Genomic DNA, 16,013 nt, shown 5'->3' with positions numbered 1-16,013 from the left:
GGATGCCGGACGGGTACGTCGGGAGATCATGCGCTCGCTCCGGCCGATCGCCGCCCACAACACGCCAAGGTCGAGGCATGCAATGATCACTGCCGGGCCGGCCTATTTGAGTCACGAGCGGTCTCAAAAGGCGTACACTTCACAGGTCGCCCACACTTCCACGGCAAAGCTGGCGCTCGCGCCGGCCGGAGATCGACAACCCGACTATTCGTCTTTCTTCACATCTTCAGCTTCGTCCTTCAGCCGCTGCCAGTCTGCGCCGTGCTTGCGAAGCAGTGCCCGCGCCTGTTTGGGTGTTACGTCTGTTACCTCCGCCAGGTGCTCAACTTCGAGTTCTGCACCCTTCTTAACTCGGCTCGTGTCGCTCGTCCTCTTGTCCGCCATCTGTTGCGTCCTCCTTCGCCCGCAGTCAGTGGCACGAATGTTGAACGTTGTGGTTCCGCCCCTGTGGAACTAACTGCCGACCGTGTAGTTCTACCGCCGAAGGAGATCTCAAATGCTTCGATTCCTAATCGGTCTTGGCGCGCTGTATGCGGCATTTCAAATCGGCCGGGAGTTTGGCCGCATTGACGCGGAGGTCATCCAGACTCCACCCGACGATCGTCGCCCGACGCCTGGAAACGGGGCAGAGTTCGGCGAGCGGACCTAGGGGTTGGTAGCTCCCTCACGCCTGCGCTATCAACGCGACATTGGCGCGAGCAAAACCAGTTATCCTCGTCGCCGAACCCAACAAGAACGCAGCCTGCCTCGGAACTAATGCCGGGGCGATGTGGTTTTGCAGGATGCCTACCTACTACATTGCGCGAGAGGGGCGTGGCTATCCAGTGCCGCTGCGACGCGCCGGCTGCCCAGCACCGTACTAAGCGCGGTCGAAAGCCCGACCGGATAGCGTCGCATCGCGATCAGCTTCAGCCCGGCTGCGCCCAGCAAGCGCACGATGGCCGGCGCATCGAAGAACCATATATGCGTCGGCATGTTGGGCCGCCCGACAAGCCGCCGCCAGAAGGGCGACAGGTTGGAAAACAGCCCGACCTCGAAGCAGACCGTGCCGCCCGGCGCCACCTTCGCCGCGATCGCCCTCAGCGCCGCCACCGGATCGGGAAAGTGGCTCAGCAGATCGACATGGAAGCTGGTGTCGTAGCGCCCTTCGGGCAGACGGCTGTCCTCGATCAGCGCGCGCTCCACCGTGATGCCCAGCGTGCGTTCGACGCGCGTGGCGCGTTCTTCTGACGGCTCGACCGCCTCCACCATGAAACCGGCCCGGATCGCCGCCGCGGTGAACTCGCCGTCACCGCAGCCGATCTCAAGCAGCCGTCCACGCCGGGTGAATGCCTTCACCCAGTCGACCCGCGCACGTGCTGGCGCGGAATAATAGATGCGGTGGTGATGATCGATCGCCGCGTCCACCGGATGGGCCGGCAGCGGACCGGCATTAGTCCGGCAGATTGGACAGGCGCCCGATCGTTGCAAGTTTACTTCCCTCCATACCGCCATCATCATACAGGCAGCGGGACGCTTCTCTGACATCTATCTGGATGATGCCGTCGTCTATGAAGGCGTCTTTATCGGCGGCGTTCAGACGAGCCCGATCCGCGCTGGATCAGAGTTCATCGGCAGGCGTCGCATGCCAGCCCTGGTCCCAGGGCGGCGCGTCTGCGTGACCGGCACGGCATATTCGGCGAAGTCGGCGTTCGTGACGCGCCCGTTGCGGTTGTCGGATCACCGAGGCCTGATCCGTTTAGGACATTCCACTTCGATCGTGCCCGGGTGCAACTCGTCCCACTATCTTGTATAATGAGTATCGACTTATCGGGATGAGCCATAAATGCAGCGCGGAAGACTTGATATGCTTCTGGCCTTTCTGGCCGTCGCACGGGAAGGCAGCTTCACGCGGGCCGCCGCGCAGCTCGGAATTTCGCAGTCCACCCTGAGCCACACGATCCGCGGACTCGAAGAGCGCCTGGGCCTTCGACTGCTGACCCGCACAACCCGCAGCGTTTCGGTTACGGAGGCAGGCGAGCGCCTGCTGCGCAACATCGGCCCGCATTTTGAGGAGATCGAGACCGAACTCGACGCATTGAGCGAGTTGCGGGAGAAGCCAGCCGGCACCATTCGTCTCACCGCCAGTGATCACGCATTCAACTCCGTGATCTGGCCGAAGCTGGCGAAGCTCCTGCCGGACTACCCCGAGATCATGGTCGAGATCTTCCTCGACAACGCACTGACGGACATTGCTGCAGAACGGTACGACGCAGGCGTGCGAATGGGAGAGCAGGTTGCAAAGGACATGATCGCCGTGCGCGTCGGACCCGATATTCGCTTCGCCGTCGTTGGCGCGAAATCCTATTTCGCCAAGCGGCCGCCGCCAACGACGCCGCAGGAGCTAACCGGTCACATTTGCATCAACCAGCGCTTTTCCACCAATGGCGGGCTGTGGGCCTGGGATTTCGAGCGAGACGGTCGCGAACTGAAGGTGCGGGTGGACGGGCAGATTGTCCTGAATGGCACAGTCGAGATTCTCGAAGCCGCGCTGGATGGTTTCGGCCTCGCCTATGTGCCGCAGGACGTGGCGGAGCCCCATCTTGAGAGCGGTCGCCTTATCCGGGTGCTGGACGAGTGGTCGCCGCCTTGGCCAGGATATTACCTCTATTATCCCAGCCGCCGTCAAACGTCCCCCGCTTTCGCTCTTCTCGTCGACGCGCTTCGACACAAAAGCTGATTTATGTCGGTCCATCACCCAGCTTCGAAGGGCTGGTTATAAGGCTCAGGTCGGGCGTTGCCAGCTCGTGGCCCACGCAGCCGTTCAACTGCTCGGACTAATTTTCTGAAAAGCGCCACGTTGCGGACCAGCCTGTGAATTGAAAAGCCCGCGCCTCCGGAGAGGTCGCGGGCTGTGATCGGCGGGAGGATCCGATCTGGCAGCATTTTGTCTGCGGCTGCAGGAGCCGAACTTTCGTCGCTGGCCTGTGTTCCACACGGAAAACAAAAAACCGCCGCACAAGGATTGGTGACATAGCTGACGTTGCTGCTCGGCAAGACGCAGCAATCTTGCTAAGATCGGCGGTGGGAGGAGACGGACATGCAATCGCTGCCGATAGCCCATCCTAGCGTGGCCAAGACGACAGCCGGCGCATCGCTTCCACTCGCCTATTCCACCGCGACGCTCTGCTGGCTCCTGTCCGCCGGCGTCTACATCGCAGCCAAATGGGTTGCCCCCGAGATGCCGCCTTGGGCGCTCTGCTTTTGGCGGCTGACGCTCGCCTGCGCGATCCTGCTGCCTATCGTCCATCATCATCACGGGGCGATGCTCGTGCTGATCCGATCCCGGGCGATCGAGGTGCTGGCCATCGGCGCGATCGGGCTGACCCTCTGTCAGGGCATGATCTACACGGGCCTCAACTACACCGACGCGACGACCGCCGGCATTATCATGGCCCTGTCGCCGATCATGACCATGGTGCTTGCCCGCTACGTGCTAGGCGAGCCCCTCGGCGTCTGGAAGGCGCTTGGCGCGCTGCTCGCCCTGGTCGGGATGGTGGTGATCGTAGCGCGCGGCGACCTTACCGCGCTGATGCGGCTCCAGTTCAATCCCGGCGAGTTGTGGATCGTCGGCAGCGCGTTTTGCTGGGGCCTCTACACCGTGCTGCTGCGTCGCTCCAAATTCGCTATCGAGCTTCTGCCGATGGTGGTCCTGCTGCTAGGAGCCGGCGCGCTGGCCGCACTGCCCCTTTATCTATGGGAACTGTTTTCCGGGGAGCGTTCGGCGCTGCATGCGAACGGCCTTCTGGCACTCGCCTATGTCGCTGGCCCGGGCGGCGCTCTGATGTATTACCTCTACAACCGCAGCGTCGAGACGCTTGGCGCCGGGCGCGCCAGCATGCTGCTCTATCTGCAGACTGTCTTCGTCGCCGTGCTCGCTTATCTTTTCCTTGGGGAAGGCTTGCATGACTACGACCTCGTCGGCGCTGCCTTTATCGTCGCCGGCCTGCTGCTGGCCACCGCGATCAAGCCGAGGCAGCGCACTGTGCATGTCGCGTAGGGATACCTCTCCCGCTGCTCGTCTCACCTTCTGAGATACAGCCATAGTGTCGTCGGCGCCAGGATCGCGGTCAGCGCCACCGGCGCGATCAGGGCGAGGACGACCTGGCTGAGTGTCGCCCCGCCACCCATCAGCCCGCGCAGCGCCGTCGTCATCAGCGACACCGGGTTGACTTCGACGAAGGCCCGCAGCCAGTCCGGCATGGTTCCGGGGTCGACCATGATGTTGGAGGCGAAGACGAGCGGGAACAGGAAGGTAAAGCCGAGCGTCATCACCGTGGTCGGCGTGCGGATCAGCAGGCCGAGCACGATGAATACCCAGCCCATGCCGAACCCGATGGCGATCAGCATCGCGAAGGCGGCAAGCACGCCGAGGATGCCCGCCTCAGGCCGGTAGCCGAGGATCAGCCGATGGTGAGAATGATCGAGGCGGCAATCAAATGCCGCAGGATGTCACCCACCATCAGGCCGGCGAACGGAGACAGCGACCAGATCGGCAGCGATCGGAAGCGGTCGAACAAGCCACTTGCCGAGATCAGTCGACAATCCCATGCCCGAATAGACTGCGTTGAACACCACGGTCTGAACCAGGATGCCGGGTAGGAAGAACTGCAGGTATTCGCCAGGCGAACCGGCGAGTGCGCCGCCGAAGACGAAGGTGAAGAGCAGGGTGAACATGATCGGAGTCATCACCAGATCGAAGAGCTGCTCCGGCACATGCTTGAATTTCAGCACCGCGCGCCATCCGAAGACCAGCGCGTTGGAAAGGGCTGATGGGGTCTTAGGTCGGGCGACGCTTTGCAGCCGCTGCAGGGATGTCGTGTCGATCATGGGTTGTCGTCCTTCCGGCTTTCACCCAGGCCCGGCCGGCCCGTCAGCGCGAAGAAGACCTCCTCGAGGCTGGGCTGACCCATGGAGAAATCCGACAGCTCGATGCCGGCGGCGACCAGATCGGCCAGCGCCTCGTTGGCGGCCTTCGCCGTGCCAGCAAGGACGGAGAGTTCCGCGCCTTCGGCACTGCGTTGGACAGGATGTTCCAGCCGGCGTTCCAGAATGGTCGCCGCCTGGTCCAGCCGTGCGACATCGGCGAGCGCAACATGGAGAAAGCCGGAGCCGGTGGCCGCCTTCAGTTCGCGGCTGGTGCCCTCGGCGATTTTCCTGCCGTGGTCGATGACGGCGATGCGCGCTGCGAGTTGGTCGGCCTCTTCGAGATATTGCGTGGTGAGCAGGATGGTGACGCCGGCCTCAGCGAGGCCGCGGATCATGCCCCAGACATCCTTGCGGGCGTTCGGGTCGAGGCCTGTAGTCGGCTCGTCAAGGAACAGCACGCCCGGCGTGACGACCAGCGAGGCGGCTATGTCGAGCCGCCTTCGCATGCCACCCGAATAATCCCTCACCTGCTTCGTCGCCGCTTCGGACAAGCCGAAAGCCGCGAGCAGGTCGTCCGCACGGGCTTTCGCGGCGCGACCGCGAAAACCCCAGAGTCGGGCGAGCAGGACGAGATTCTCCCGGCCCGTCAGGTCCTCGTCGAGCGAAGCGAACTGCCCGGTCATCGCGATTGCCGCACGGACCGCATGCGGGGCCTGCACGAGATCGTGCCCCATCACGGTCGCGGAGCCGGCGTCGGGGCGCGACAGCGTCGCGAGCATCCGCATCAGCGTTGTCTTGCCGGCGCCGTTCGGACCCAGGATGGCGAAAATCATGCCGCGCGGCACATCGAGATCGATACCATCGACCGCTCGCAGCTTGCCGAATGTCTTGACCAGGCCGCGGGCGCAAATGGCTGACTGGGCAAGAGCCATGGAGGGCACGCGCATAGAAGAAGTATCGTTCATGCAATCATCCGGCAGTCGCAAAATGAAGGCCAACTTCGGCGCAATGGCTGCGTCGTCAATTCCTCTGCGGGCGCATGAGCTTACCGTCTGGCTTATCCTCGTGCCAGAGGCTCCGACACTACCGGGCCGCCGAGCTGAAGCGCCGGTCAGATCGTATATCGGACAGGCCGCTACTCATCTTGGGGTTTCTCACTCGATCACGGCACAGGCCTGACGGTTTCCGGCATCACCGGCAGGCTGGCTTTTGTAGTCGTCCTGTCCGCCGTGGATCATCAATGCCTTGCCTCGTATCGCCGTATCTCCACCATCCAGCTTGACCATGCTGTTGAAAGCCTGGGCACGCAAAACGCCGTCGGGGCCGACCCGCTGATTCGGCATATCGCCTGCGTGCGGGCCTTTCCCAGTGAGGTATCCATGTTCGGCATTCGTCGGGTTGAAGTGCCCCCCTGCCGACTCATGGCCGGTCTGATGATCGCACTTTCCGGTTTCATGAACATGGAATGCGACCCATTCGCCCGCAGGCAGTCCTGTAACCTCCAACTCTATCAGCACCCCTTGCGCCGTCTCGGTCAGCGTGGCCGTTCCGTTCTTCTCGCCAGCCATGTTGACGAATTCGGCTTTTGCAGTCGCGGTGTCCTGAGCCGCTGCAGGCATCGCGACCGCCAGCGCCAACCCTGCTGCTACAACCAATTTTTTCATCGACTCGGCCTCCGGTTGTCCAAGGCATCCAAACAACAAAGGGACCTCTTCGTTCCATTTGGAACTTGGGTTTTTGTCTCCGGCACGGCCGCCAGGAAAGCGACGCCGACCACCTTTTCGATGTGTCTTCAGTCTACACCAGTTCGAAGAGTTCCGCGGTTTGCCAGCCAGCCAGCAGTATGATGATACCCCCTACGAGCCTGAGAAGCGTCTTTTCTGTAATCGACTTCACCATCAATCCGGCCATCGGCGCTGCGATCACGCCGCCGAGGACCAAGCCGGCAACGGCGATTAGATTTTCCGCCAGCTCTCCTGCCTCCTCCCAATGGCCTGTTAGCAAGGCAAACAAGAAGGTCAGAGACACCGAGAACGTGATGAGGAACTCGCTGGCATTAACCGTTCCGATAACATAGCGGGGCGTCCCGCCAAAACCGAGAAGGCCCGTCGTTACGATGGGTCCCCAGCCGCCACCCCCTGCGGCGTCGAGAAATCCACCACCAAGTCCAAGCGGAGCTACCGCGCCTGCAGGAACCGGCTTGCTTGGGATCCGCCGGAAGGAACGGAACAGGAGCCAAGCTCCGACGAGTGCAAGGTATGTGGTCACATGTGGCTTCATGACGGCCCCTTCAAACGACGTAAGCACAAAAGCGCCGAGAACGCCGCCGAGCACGCCAAACGGCATCAGCCGCCAGAAAAGTTTCCAGTCGATATTGCGGTGATAGAGGTGAGCCGAGCCCGAGGCCGCAGTGGTAAACAGCTCAGCCGCGTGAACTGAAGCCGAAGCGTGTGCAGGAGAAACGCCAAACCCCAGCAGTGTTGTCGAGCAAACCACGCCGTAGGCCATGCCGAGAGCCCCGTCCACAGCTTGCGCTACAAACCCCACGAGCGCAAAAAGAATGAATTCTTGCATTTGGCTCTCCAACAAAGCGCGGTTGTAATTGGCGAAAGAGAAACCCGCTGCCTCAACGTACGCAATTTATGCCTTCATGCTTCCACAATTCACCAAACGCCTGGGATCGATAATGGTGACGACGAATGGGAAACTGTCCGCTCGATCCACGCCTTCCTTACACTTTCAAAGTCATTTAGCTTCTCAGAACATTCAGGCGATCTCGAACACGATGCTGGGTTGGCACCCTCTTAAGTTGAAGCCGCGCATTAATCGACCTTCCTCGAAAGACCACGTCAGTCGCTCAAGCCGCACCTCCGCCGACCTGAGGTTTCCAGGTCGGACGCAGGCTTGCAGCTCTACCCCATATCTGTTTAATTGCCGCCATCCACAGGGGTGCTCCGTATCGTCGGGGCTGAGAGATGGGCTGCTAGCCCGTAAACCCTAGAGCTGATCTGGATAATACCAGCGGAGCGAGGCGGGCGATGTTTTCTGACGCACAGATTTTTCTTTATCCGACAACCGGCGATTTCGTCGGCGTCATCATCTCCGCGCTCGATGCGCTCGACCCTTGTCGCGATCCGTTGCGCATAGGCACAGACGATATTTCGACGCTGCCGGTCGGCCCCCTCGATGGCCATGTCACGATCGAGCTTACGGTTTCGGCCAACAGCCCGACCCTGCGCTGATCCTTTTCGCGCCGGAGGTCTCGCATGTCCCAACCTTTCTCCGCCGCACCGCGAATCGCAGCCTTGTTCGCCAAGGTCGGACCGGTCCTTCTATCGGTCGGCGCGCTGGTTTTGGCTTGGTAGCTCTATGCGCGCATCTCGGGCATCTCGCCCACCACGCTGCCCGCGCCGTCACGCGTCCTCGCCCAGGCCATCCAGCAGCGCCAGGCGCTGTTCGACAACACCGTGCCGACGATCAGCGCTACATTGGCGGGTTTCGCCTGCTCGCTGGCCGTTGCCTTCATCCTTTCGGTGCTGATCGACTTCTTCAAGCCGCTGCGCCGCGCCCTGTTCCCGGTGTTCATCATCAGCCAGACGCTGCCGCTGGTGGCGATCGCCCCGCTAGTCGTTCTCTGGTTCGGCTTCGGGCTCACGCCGAAGATCATGCTGGTCGCCCTCGTGACTTTCTTTCCCATGCTGGTCGCGCTGGTGCAGGGTTACGAATCGACGGATCGAGACATTTCGGCGCTTCTGAGTTCGATGGGCGCTTCCCGCATGCGCATTTTCCTGCTGGCCCGCCTGCCCTCCTCGCTGCCCTATTTCTTTGCCGGACTGCGCATCTCGATCACCTATGCCGTGGTGGGCGCCATCTTCGCGGAATATGCCGGTGCTGCCAAAGGGCTCGGCATCTACATGCTCAACGCCAAGAACAATTTCCGGCCCGATCTCGTGCTGGCGCCCGTGCTGGTCAGCGCCTTGCTCACCCTGGTCCTGTTTGCCGCTACGGTGCTGATCCAGCGCGTCGCCGCGCCATGGGAGCGGCTCGATGGCGCACGAAAATCATGAGCAGGCGGCTGGAGCTGCGCGACGTCAGCAAGCGTTTTGGCGACATCGACGTGCTTGCCGGCATCACCCTGCATGTCGAGCCGGGCGAACTCGTTTCAATCCTCGGCCCCTCCGGAGCCGGCAAGTCCACTATCTTCAGGTTGCTGACGGGCAGTCTCGAAGGCCACGCCGGCGATGTCGACTTCGATGGGCGGCCACTGGCCGACGCGCGCCGACCTTTTGCCTTCATGCCGCAGCACGATGCCCTGATGCCTTGGCGCACAGTTATCGACAACACCGCGCTCGGCCTGGAAGTGCAGGGCATGTCCCGCAAGGCGGCGCGCCGCAAGGTGGCGCCACTCTTCGGCGAATTCGGCCTTGCGGGCTTCGAGCAAAAATATCCGGCGCAGCTCTCGGGCGGAATGCGCCAGCGCGCCGCGCTGTTGCGTACCGTCGTGCAGGATCGCGCCATGCTGTTGCTCGACGAACCGTTCGGCGCACTCGACGCCCTCACGCGCACCGGCATGCAGCGCTGGCTTCAGACGATGTGGGACCAACACCGCTGGACCATCCTGCTGATCACCCACGATGTCCGCGAGGCGGTCTTCCTGTCCGACCGCATCTATGTGCTGAGCGCCCGCCCTGCCCGCGTGCTGCGCGAAATCGCCATACCTCTTCCGCGCCCGCGCAAGGATCTTGCCTCGGCGGAAGCCACCGCAATCGAAGCCGACATCCTCGATACCCTTCTCGATCCACAGCTCGCCCAAAGGACATGACCATCCTTTCCAGACGCCTCTTCATCGCTGCCGCATTGATCACCGGGCTCGGACCCGTCACGTCCGTCTCAGCCGAGCAGACTGTCACCGTCGCACTCGATTGGACGCCGAACACAAATCATGTCGGGCTCTATGTCGCCCGGGCGAAAGGCTTCTACGCCGAGGCCGGGCTCGACGTGCAGATCCTGCCCTACAGCGACACTGCGGCCGGTACGCTGATCGCCAACCGCGTGGCCGATTTCGATATACTGGGATCCATAGGATTGTTCACCCAACGCACGGCCGGCGCCGACCTCGTCGCCACCTACGCCATCGTGCAGACAGAAACCGGCAGGCTGGTGTTCAACGCCGACCGCGCCGATATACAATCCCCCAGGGACCTGGACGGCCTGACCTATGGCGGTTTCGGCAGCGCCTGGGAGAATGCGCTGATCGGCACCATCATCCGCCATGATGGCGGCGAGGGCAAATTCGAAACAGTGACGCTGGGCACCTCCGCCTATGAGGCCTTGGCCAATGGCGCAGTCGATTTTACGCTCGAAGTCTACACTTGGGAGGGGATCAAAGCGGAACTTGACGGCAAGGCTCAGCGCGCCTTCCGTTACGCGGATTTCGGCGTGCCCGACCAACACACCAATTTCATTGGCTCGAGCCGGGCCTATCTCGAAAAGAACAGGGACACGGCAACCGCGTTCATCGCCGCGACCAGGCGCGGCTACGCCTTCGCCGTCGAACATCCGCAAGAAGCGGCTGATATCCTGATCGCAGCAAACAGCGACATGCTGACCAACCGCCCGTTGATCGAAGCATCACTGAAGGCGCTGGTCGACGGCCACTACCTGCAAAGCCCGGCCGGCGCGATCGGCACGATCGATCCCGCAAAGATGGAGGCTATCGGCGACTACTTGTTCAAGGCCGGCGCCCTGCGCGACAGCGATGGGAACCCGGTCGGCGAACGGCCCGATTTCGCGGCCTATTACACCAACGCCTATCTGGCCGGCGAAAAATGAACCCGCCGCGGCGCATGCATCTCAATGCCGGGATCTTTGACCCGGCAGTCACGAGGAGCGTTCGGAAGTTTTCGACGCTGGGGGTAAGCGCACCCTTCGCGAGCGATACGGCCTTCCAAGTCTTCAGGTCTAGAATCGAAACTGGTGGCGCGTGGCGGTGCTTTATTCACGACTGGGCGCGGCTCTCGACTGACGTGATGGCTTCGTGTCGCGCTTTGGCGTCAGTTCCGCCCCGGGTTGGTCGTTCAATCGTTTCTTGACGATGTCGATGAGGCTGATGGTGACCGCGATCACGGCAGGGCCGAGGACGAGCCCGGATGCTCCGAAGAGGAGGATGCCACCGACCGCGCCGATAAAGGCCATCACGGTGTGGAGCCGCAGCCGGCTCCCGACAAGCATCGGGTAGAGCAGATTGTCGATGCCGGCGACGACGCCGCCGCCCCAGACGGTCAGGATCGCTGCGCTCGCCCAAGCCCCTTCCAGTGCGAGATAGATCGCTGCCGGCACCCAGATCACGAATGCACCGAGCACCGGCACGATGGCAAGAAGTCCCATTACCAGACCCCAGAAGACCGGAGTCGGCAGGCCGAGCCACCAGAACATCAGGCCGCCCAGCGTTCCCTGCACGACGGCGACAAACACGGTGCCTATCATGATCGCATGTACCGTCTCGGCAAGGCGGGACAGCATATATGCCGTCTCCGGTGCACGCAGGGGCGAGAGACGCTCGAGCCCCCGCAGGGCGGGTTCACGGTCCCGCAGGAAATAGAACAGCAGATAGAATGTCAGCACGAACATCACGGCCTGATTGATCGAGCCGCGCAACAGCGATGTGCTTTGTCCCGTCAGCCATTGTACAAATGTGGCGACCGTGCCGGCTGGATCGAGTTGGTTCTCGATCCACTGGACAACGGCCGAAAGCCTGGGATAGTCCGACAGGAAGGCATCTGTGTTCCAACCGCGGATGACCTCCTCCATGTAGGTGGCGCCGTTTACCGCCTCGCCAACAAGCTGCTGTGCCACGAAGATGAGCGGCAGGCCGACTGCCACCGCCGCGACGCTCACCGATATCAGTGCGGCCAGGTTCTGGTTCCTGAGCCTTTCCTCGACCCGTCGATGAGCCGGATACAGGACGATTGCCAACACCACCGCCCAGGTCAACGCGGGCAAAAAAGGCAACGCCAAGAGATAGCAGACATACAGACCGATCGCCGTCGTGGCCACGATGCCGAGCAATCTCATTTGCTTCATATCGGGTATTTGTCTCAGGTCGGGCATCTCTCTCGCCGTCTCGCAAACCAAGCGAGCCTAGTGGATTTTCCGACAAAATGGCAGCTTCCGTTGCGCACCCCACATCTAGTCTAGACTAGGCCGCTGTCGAGTATGGCAAGAGAGGCCTCGGAATTTTTCGCTCAGTGGGCTGGCTATGCTGATTGGGCTTCCGTGCGCTGGCCAGCAACGCGGCCTGCTCTGTCGTGGATGCTCTGACCTACGGCGGTTCTAGAACTCGCTCGCGGACAGCAGCTTCACAGGACCAATAGAAAAAAGGCCGGACTGTTAAGAGTCCGGCCAGGCATGAAGGTTCAAAACCTCCAGAGGGGAACGCGCCGGACGCAATGGGAGGAAAACATCCGACGCAATGCACATATGGGTCGGCACGGCTGACGTTTCAACGACATGTGGTGGGCCACATCGGCCGCTCAATAGAGCCACGCGCGGGTTCAATCGTCACGGGCCGCGGCAGCTTCGATCTGGCCGCTGACAACAGGCGCGCATGCCACGCGATCTCGCTAGCCGCTCCACATCCCGCCAGATGACAAGGCCGTGGGAAAGGCCGACGTAATCGCCATCATTTGATGCGGCCGCTGAACGGCGGCCGAGATAAATCGTGGCAGCTATTGGCGTAGCCGCCACGACAATGGTCTCACCAGCCTAGTCGATGTCGAAGGATACGCCCTGGGCCAGCGGCAGCGCCTTGGAATAGTTCACCGTGTTGGTGGCGCGCCGCATATAGGCCTTCCAGGCGTCAGAGCCCGACTCGCGGCCGCCGCCGGTCTCCTTCTCGCCACCGAAGGCACCCCCGATCTCGGCCCCCGATGTGCCTATGTTGACGTTGGCGATACCGCAGTCGGAACCGTCGACACCGAGGAACCGCTCGGATTCCTGCAGGTCGCGGGTGAAGATCGACGATGACAGCCCCGCTCCGACCGCATTGTGCTCGTCGAGCACGGCGTCGAAGTCCGAGTACTTCATCACATAGAGGATCGGCGCGAAGGTCTCTTCCGTCACCGGCGACACCTGCTTGGGCATCTCGACCAGCGCCGGACGAACGTAATAGGCGTCTGGATGGCCATTCTCGACCCGCGTGCCACCGGTCACCTTGCCACCGTGAGCGGCGGCTTCCTTCAACGCGTTCTGCATACTGTCGAAGGCCACCTTGTCGATCAACGGTCCGACCAGCGCTGATGTCTCCAGCGGATTGCCGACCGAGACGCTTTCATGGGCCTTCTTCAGGCGCGGAACCAAGGCATCATAGATGCTCTCATGCACGAACAGGCGCCGCAGCGTCGTGCAGCGCTGGCCGGCCGTGCCCATGGCGCCGAAGGCAATGGCGCGCAAGGCCATGTCGAGATCGGCGGTCGGGCAGACGATACCGGCATTGTTGCCGCCGAGCTCCAGCACGGCGCGGGCAAAGCGTTTCGCCAGCCGCGGACCGACATCCCTGCCCATGCGGGTCGAGCCGGTGGCCGAAACCAGCGGAACCTTCGGATGATCGACCAGGATTTCGCCGACGGCGCGATCGCCGATCAGCACCGACGTCAAGCCTTCCGGAGCATCGCCGAAACGTTCTGCCGCACGCTTGAAGATCGCCTCGCAGGCGAGCGCCGTCAGCGGTGTCTTTTCCGACGGCTTCCACACCACCGCGTCGCCGCAGACAAGCGCGAGCGCGGCATTCCACGACCACACCGCGACCGGGAAATTAAAAGCGGAGATGACGCCGACCACACCTAGTGGATGCCAGGTTTCCATCATGCGATGACCGGGGCGCTCGGTGGCGATGGTCAAGCCGTACAGTTGCCGGGAGAGGCCGACGGCGAAATCGCAGATGTCGATCATCTCCTGCACTTCGCCGAGCCCTTCGGACGGGATCTTGCCGACCTCGATCGACACCAGCCGGCCAAGCTCGGCCTTGTGGTTACGCAGTTCCTCGCCAAGCAGCCGCACCAGCTCGCCGCGCTTCGGCCCAGGCACCAGCCGCCATGTCTGGAAGGCCTTGTGGGCGGCATCGATGGTCTTTGCCGCATCGGCCGGCGAGATCGTCTTCAGCGCGGCGATCTGCTCGCCCGTCACCGGGCTGCGCACGATAAGATCGCCGCCCGAAAGCGCGTCCTCAGCGACACCCAGTTTCGCCAGTAACCCGGCTGTTTCCTTCGCAATCGTCATTTTCTTTCCTTTCAGATCCCGTCGTCATATGGCGTCGGTCAAAGCCTTGTGCCATGCCGTCCCTGTGCCGATCGGCACATCAGGCGCTGTCATGGCGTGGGATTACTCGTTTCAGGGAAAAATCGCCACCCCGGCATGGTCTAAGCCAAGGTCAGACCGTTGAACCAGCGATTCGTTCAGCGCGCTGTCTGTGCGGTTCCCCGCGCGGCGCCTTCCTTCATCAGGCGGTCGATATGCATGCGGATATGGGCGGCCTCGGCTGCCGTATTGGCAAGCGCGATGGCGCGGTCGAAGGCGATGCGCGCCTCCTCGCCACGACCGAGCTGCATCAGCAGTCCGCCCTTGAGGCCGAAGAAGTGGAAGTAGCCGGAAAGCCTTTGTTCCAACGGCTCTATCATGGCAAGTGCCGCTTCCGGCCCGCGCACCTTGGCCACCGCGACGGCGCGATTGAGCGTCACCACCGGCGACGGCTGCATCTGCTCGAGCAGGCTGTAGAGCAGCTCGATCTCGTTCCAGTCCGTGTCCTCGGGCTTTTCCGCCCGCGCATGCAGGGCGGCGATCGCCGCCTGCACCTGGTAAGGACCGGGCTTCTGGTGGCGCAGCGCCTTGTCGACCAGCGCCAGCCCCTCGTCGATCATCTTGCGGCTCCACAGGCTGCGGTCCTGGTCTTCGAGCAGCACGATTTCGCCGTTCTCGTCGAAACGCGCCGGCGCACGCGCATGCTGGAGAAGCAAGAGCGCCGTCAGGCCCATGATCTCCGGCTCGGTCTGGAACAGCCTGAGCAGCAGCCGGGCCAGCCGGATCGCCTCTTCGCAAAGCGGCGCGCGGGCCGGTGCCTCGCCGCTGTTGGTCGAATAGCCTTCGTTGAAGATCAGGTAGACCATGGCAGCGACGGCGGCGAGCCGTTCGGACCGCTCGACCGCACCAGGCGTCTCGAACGGCACGCCGGCATCGGCGATGCGCGCCTTGGCACGGGTGATGCGCTGCTCCATGGCGCTTTCACCGACGAGAAAGGCGCGGGCAATCTGCTTGACGCTCAGGCCTGAAACGATGCGCAACGCCACGGCGATCTGCTGCGTCGCCGGCAGGTCGGGATGGCAGCAGATGAACAGCAGCCGCAATATGTCATCGCGGTAGTGCGCGCCGTCCAGCCGTTCGGCGATGTCGGTCTCGGCATCTTCCAGGTTGGAGATCTGGTCCTCTTCCGGCAGCGGCGCCTGCTTGGCACGTTTGCGCACCGCGTCGATGCCGCTGTTGCGGCCGACGAAGATCAGCCAGGCTGCCGGATCGCGCGGCGGGCCGTTTGTCGGCCAGTTCTTCAGAGCTCGCAGGCAAGCGTCCTGGAAGGCTTCCTCCGCCGCATCGAGATCGCGGAAGTAGCGCAGCAGCGCGCCCATCGCCTGGGGGCGGGCAGTGCTGATCGCCGTGCTGATCCAGGTGAGATCGGTCATGCGGGAATCCTGGCGGGGTTGAAGAGCGAAACCGGCCGTATTTCGTAGGAGCCGCCGCTCGGGTTGACCTCGGAAAGTTCGCGCGCAAAGTCGACGGCCTCGTCGAGATCGGCGCATTCGAGCGTGTAGAAGCCGAGGAACTGTTCCTTGGTTTCGGCAAACGGGCCGTCGATGACGACCGCTTCGCCCTTGACCTTCCTCAGCGTTGTCGCAGCGGTTGTCGGCAGCAGCCGCGCCACCGGGCCAAGCCGGCCCGCCTGAGCGTATTTTTCCTGCACGCCCAGGAGTTTTTCCATGACGGCATCGTCCTGTTCCTTGCTCCACGAGCAGACGACGTCTTCGGAGGCGTAGCAGAGGATAGCGTAGAGCATGGGTGTG

The 16,013-nt window shown here is 62.5% G+C and carries 17 protein-coding genes and 1 riboswitch; of the genes, 6 read left to right on the top strand and 11 right to left on the bottom strand.

Features of this window, described 5'->3' with window-relative positions; all coding sequences use genetic code 11:
- Window positions 1–204 precede the first annotated feature (204 nt).
- Window positions 205–384 carry a DUF3606 domain-containing protein gene (locus tag AC0L25_RS16665; protein WP_473596506.1) on the bottom strand — a complete coding sequence of 60 codons (180 nt, stop codon included), beginning with the start codon at window positions 382–384 and terminating at the stop codon, window positions 205–207.
- Window positions 385–786: 402 nt separating this feature from the next.
- Complete coding sequence (locus AC0L25_RS16660) at window positions 787–1,470, bottom strand: class I SAM-dependent methyltransferase (RefSeq protein ID WP_473596505.1); 684 nt, start codon at window positions 1,468–1,470, stop codon at window positions 787–789.
- A gap of 355 nt (window positions 1,471–1,825) precedes the next feature.
- On the opposite strand from AC0L25_RS16660, the gene AC0L25_RS16655 reads away from it, so the two are divergent.
- Window positions 1,826–2,719: a LysR family transcriptional regulator gene (locus tag AC0L25_RS16655; RefSeq protein WP_473596504.1), complete on the top strand. Its 894-nt coding sequence runs from the start codon at window positions 1,826–1,828 to the stop codon at window positions 2,717–2,719.
- A gap of 360 nt (window positions 2,720–3,079) precedes the next feature.
- Entirely contained in the window at window positions 3,080–4,039 is a 960-nt protein-coding gene (locus tag AC0L25_RS16650) for a DMT family transporter (protein ID WP_473596503.1), read from the top strand.
- Between the two features lie 23 nt (window positions 4,040–4,062).
- On the opposite strand, the gene AC0L25_RS16645 is transcribed toward AC0L25_RS16650, so the two are convergent.
- The 5 genes from AC0L25_RS16645 to AC0L25_RS16625 form a co-directional block, all read right to left on the bottom strand.
- Window positions 4,063–4,443 carry an ABC transporter permease gene (locus AC0L25_RS16645; protein ID WP_473596511.1) on the bottom strand — a complete coding sequence of 127 codons (381 nt, stop codon included), beginning with the start codon at window positions 4,441–4,443 and terminating at the stop codon, window positions 4,063–4,065.
- Window positions 4,444–4,491: 48 nt separating this feature from the next.
- Window positions 4,492–4,869 carry a hypothetical protein gene (locus AC0L25_RS16640; RefSeq protein ID WP_473596502.1) on the bottom strand — a complete coding sequence of 126 codons (378 nt, stop codon included), beginning with the start codon at window positions 4,867–4,869 and terminating at the stop codon, window positions 4,492–4,494.
- The gene (locus tag AC0L25_RS16635; protein WP_473596501.1) at window positions 4,866–5,873 is read right to left on the bottom strand and encodes an ATP-binding cassette domain-containing protein; all 1,008 of its coding nucleotides are present in this window, start codon (window positions 5,871–5,873) and stop codon (window positions 4,866–4,868) included. Before AC0L25_RS16635 ends, AC0L25_RS16640 begins: the two co-directional genes overlap by 4 nt.
- 189 nt (window positions 5,874–6,062) lie before the next feature.
- Window positions 6,063–6,572 (bottom strand): superoxide dismutase family protein, encoded by a 510-nt coding sequence (locus tag AC0L25_RS16630; protein WP_473596500.1) that lies wholly within the window; start codon window positions 6,570–6,572, stop codon window positions 6,063–6,065.
- 133 nt (window positions 6,573–6,705) lie between these two features.
- Window positions 6,706–7,482: a sulfite exporter TauE/SafE family protein gene (locus tag AC0L25_RS16625; protein WP_473596499.1), complete on the bottom strand. Its 777-nt coding sequence runs from the start codon at window positions 7,480–7,482 to the stop codon at window positions 6,706–6,708.
- Window positions 7,483–7,843: 361 nt separating this feature from the next.
- A riboswitch (TPP riboswitch) is annotated at window positions 7,844–7,956 on the top strand.
- Here AC0L25_RS16625 and AC0L25_RS16620 point away from each other — a divergent pair.
- The 4 genes from AC0L25_RS16620 (at window position 7,947) to AC0L25_RS16605 (ending at window position 10,740) form a co-directional block, all read left to right on the top strand.
- A complete protein-coding gene (locus AC0L25_RS16620; RefSeq protein WP_473596498.1) occupies window positions 7,947–8,150 on the top strand; it encodes a YkoF family thiamine-binding protein in 204 nt (67 codons plus the stop codon). Its footprint overlaps the riboswitch before it by 10 nt.
- Window positions 8,151–8,285: 135 nt before the next feature.
- Window positions 8,286–8,975 carry an ABC transporter permease gene (locus AC0L25_RS16615; RefSeq protein WP_473596510.1) on the top strand — a complete coding sequence of 230 codons (690 nt, stop codon included), beginning with the start codon at window positions 8,286–8,288 and terminating at the stop codon, window positions 8,973–8,975.
- Window positions 8,972–9,730: an ABC transporter ATP-binding protein gene (locus tag AC0L25_RS16610; RefSeq protein WP_473596497.1), complete on the top strand. Its 759-nt coding sequence runs from the start codon at window positions 8,972–8,974 to the stop codon at window positions 9,728–9,730. Before AC0L25_RS16615 ends, AC0L25_RS16610 begins: the two co-directional genes overlap by 4 nt.
- On the top strand, window positions 9,727–10,740 hold the full coding sequence (locus tag AC0L25_RS16605; protein ID WP_473596496.1) for an ABC transporter substrate-binding protein: 1,014 nt from the start codon (window positions 9,727–9,729) through the stop codon (window positions 10,738–10,740). The genes AC0L25_RS16610 and AC0L25_RS16605 overlap by 4 nt, the downstream gene beginning before the upstream one ends.
- 162 nt (window positions 10,741–10,902) lie before the next feature.
- Here AC0L25_RS16605 and AC0L25_RS16600 read toward each other — a convergent pair whose 3' ends face one another.
- From AC0L25_RS16600 to AC0L25_RS16585, 4 genes are all read right to left on the bottom strand, one after another.
- Entirely contained in the window at window positions 10,903–11,982 is a 1,080-nt protein-coding gene (locus AC0L25_RS16600; RefSeq protein WP_473596495.1) for an AI-2E family transporter, read from the bottom strand.
- A gap of 690 nt (window positions 11,983–12,672) precedes the next feature.
- The gene (gene amaB, locus AC0L25_RS16595) at window positions 12,673–14,184 is read right to left on the bottom strand and encodes an L-piperidine-6-carboxylate dehydrogenase (RefSeq protein WP_473596494.1); all 1,512 of its coding nucleotides are present in this window, start codon (window positions 14,182–14,184) and stop codon (window positions 12,673–12,675) included.
- A gap of 176 nt (window positions 14,185–14,360) precedes the next feature.
- On the bottom strand, window positions 14,361–15,635 hold the full coding sequence (locus AC0L25_RS16590) for an RNA polymerase sigma factor (RefSeq protein WP_473596493.1): 1,275 nt from the start codon (window positions 15,633–15,635) through the stop codon (window positions 14,361–14,363).
- Window positions 15,632–16,006, bottom strand: a complete 375-nt coding sequence (locus AC0L25_RS16585) for a YciI family protein (protein WP_192358717.1) — start codon at window positions 16,004–16,006, stop codon at window positions 15,632–15,634. The genes AC0L25_RS16590 and AC0L25_RS16585 overlap by 4 nt, the downstream gene beginning before the upstream one ends.
- Window positions 16,007–16,013: the final 7 nt, after the last annotated feature.

Source organism: Mesorhizobium sp. WSM4813, from assembly GCF_055811555.1.
Note: the sequence above shows the minus strand (reverse complement) of the source record. Positions and strands in the feature narration are given on the sequence as shown.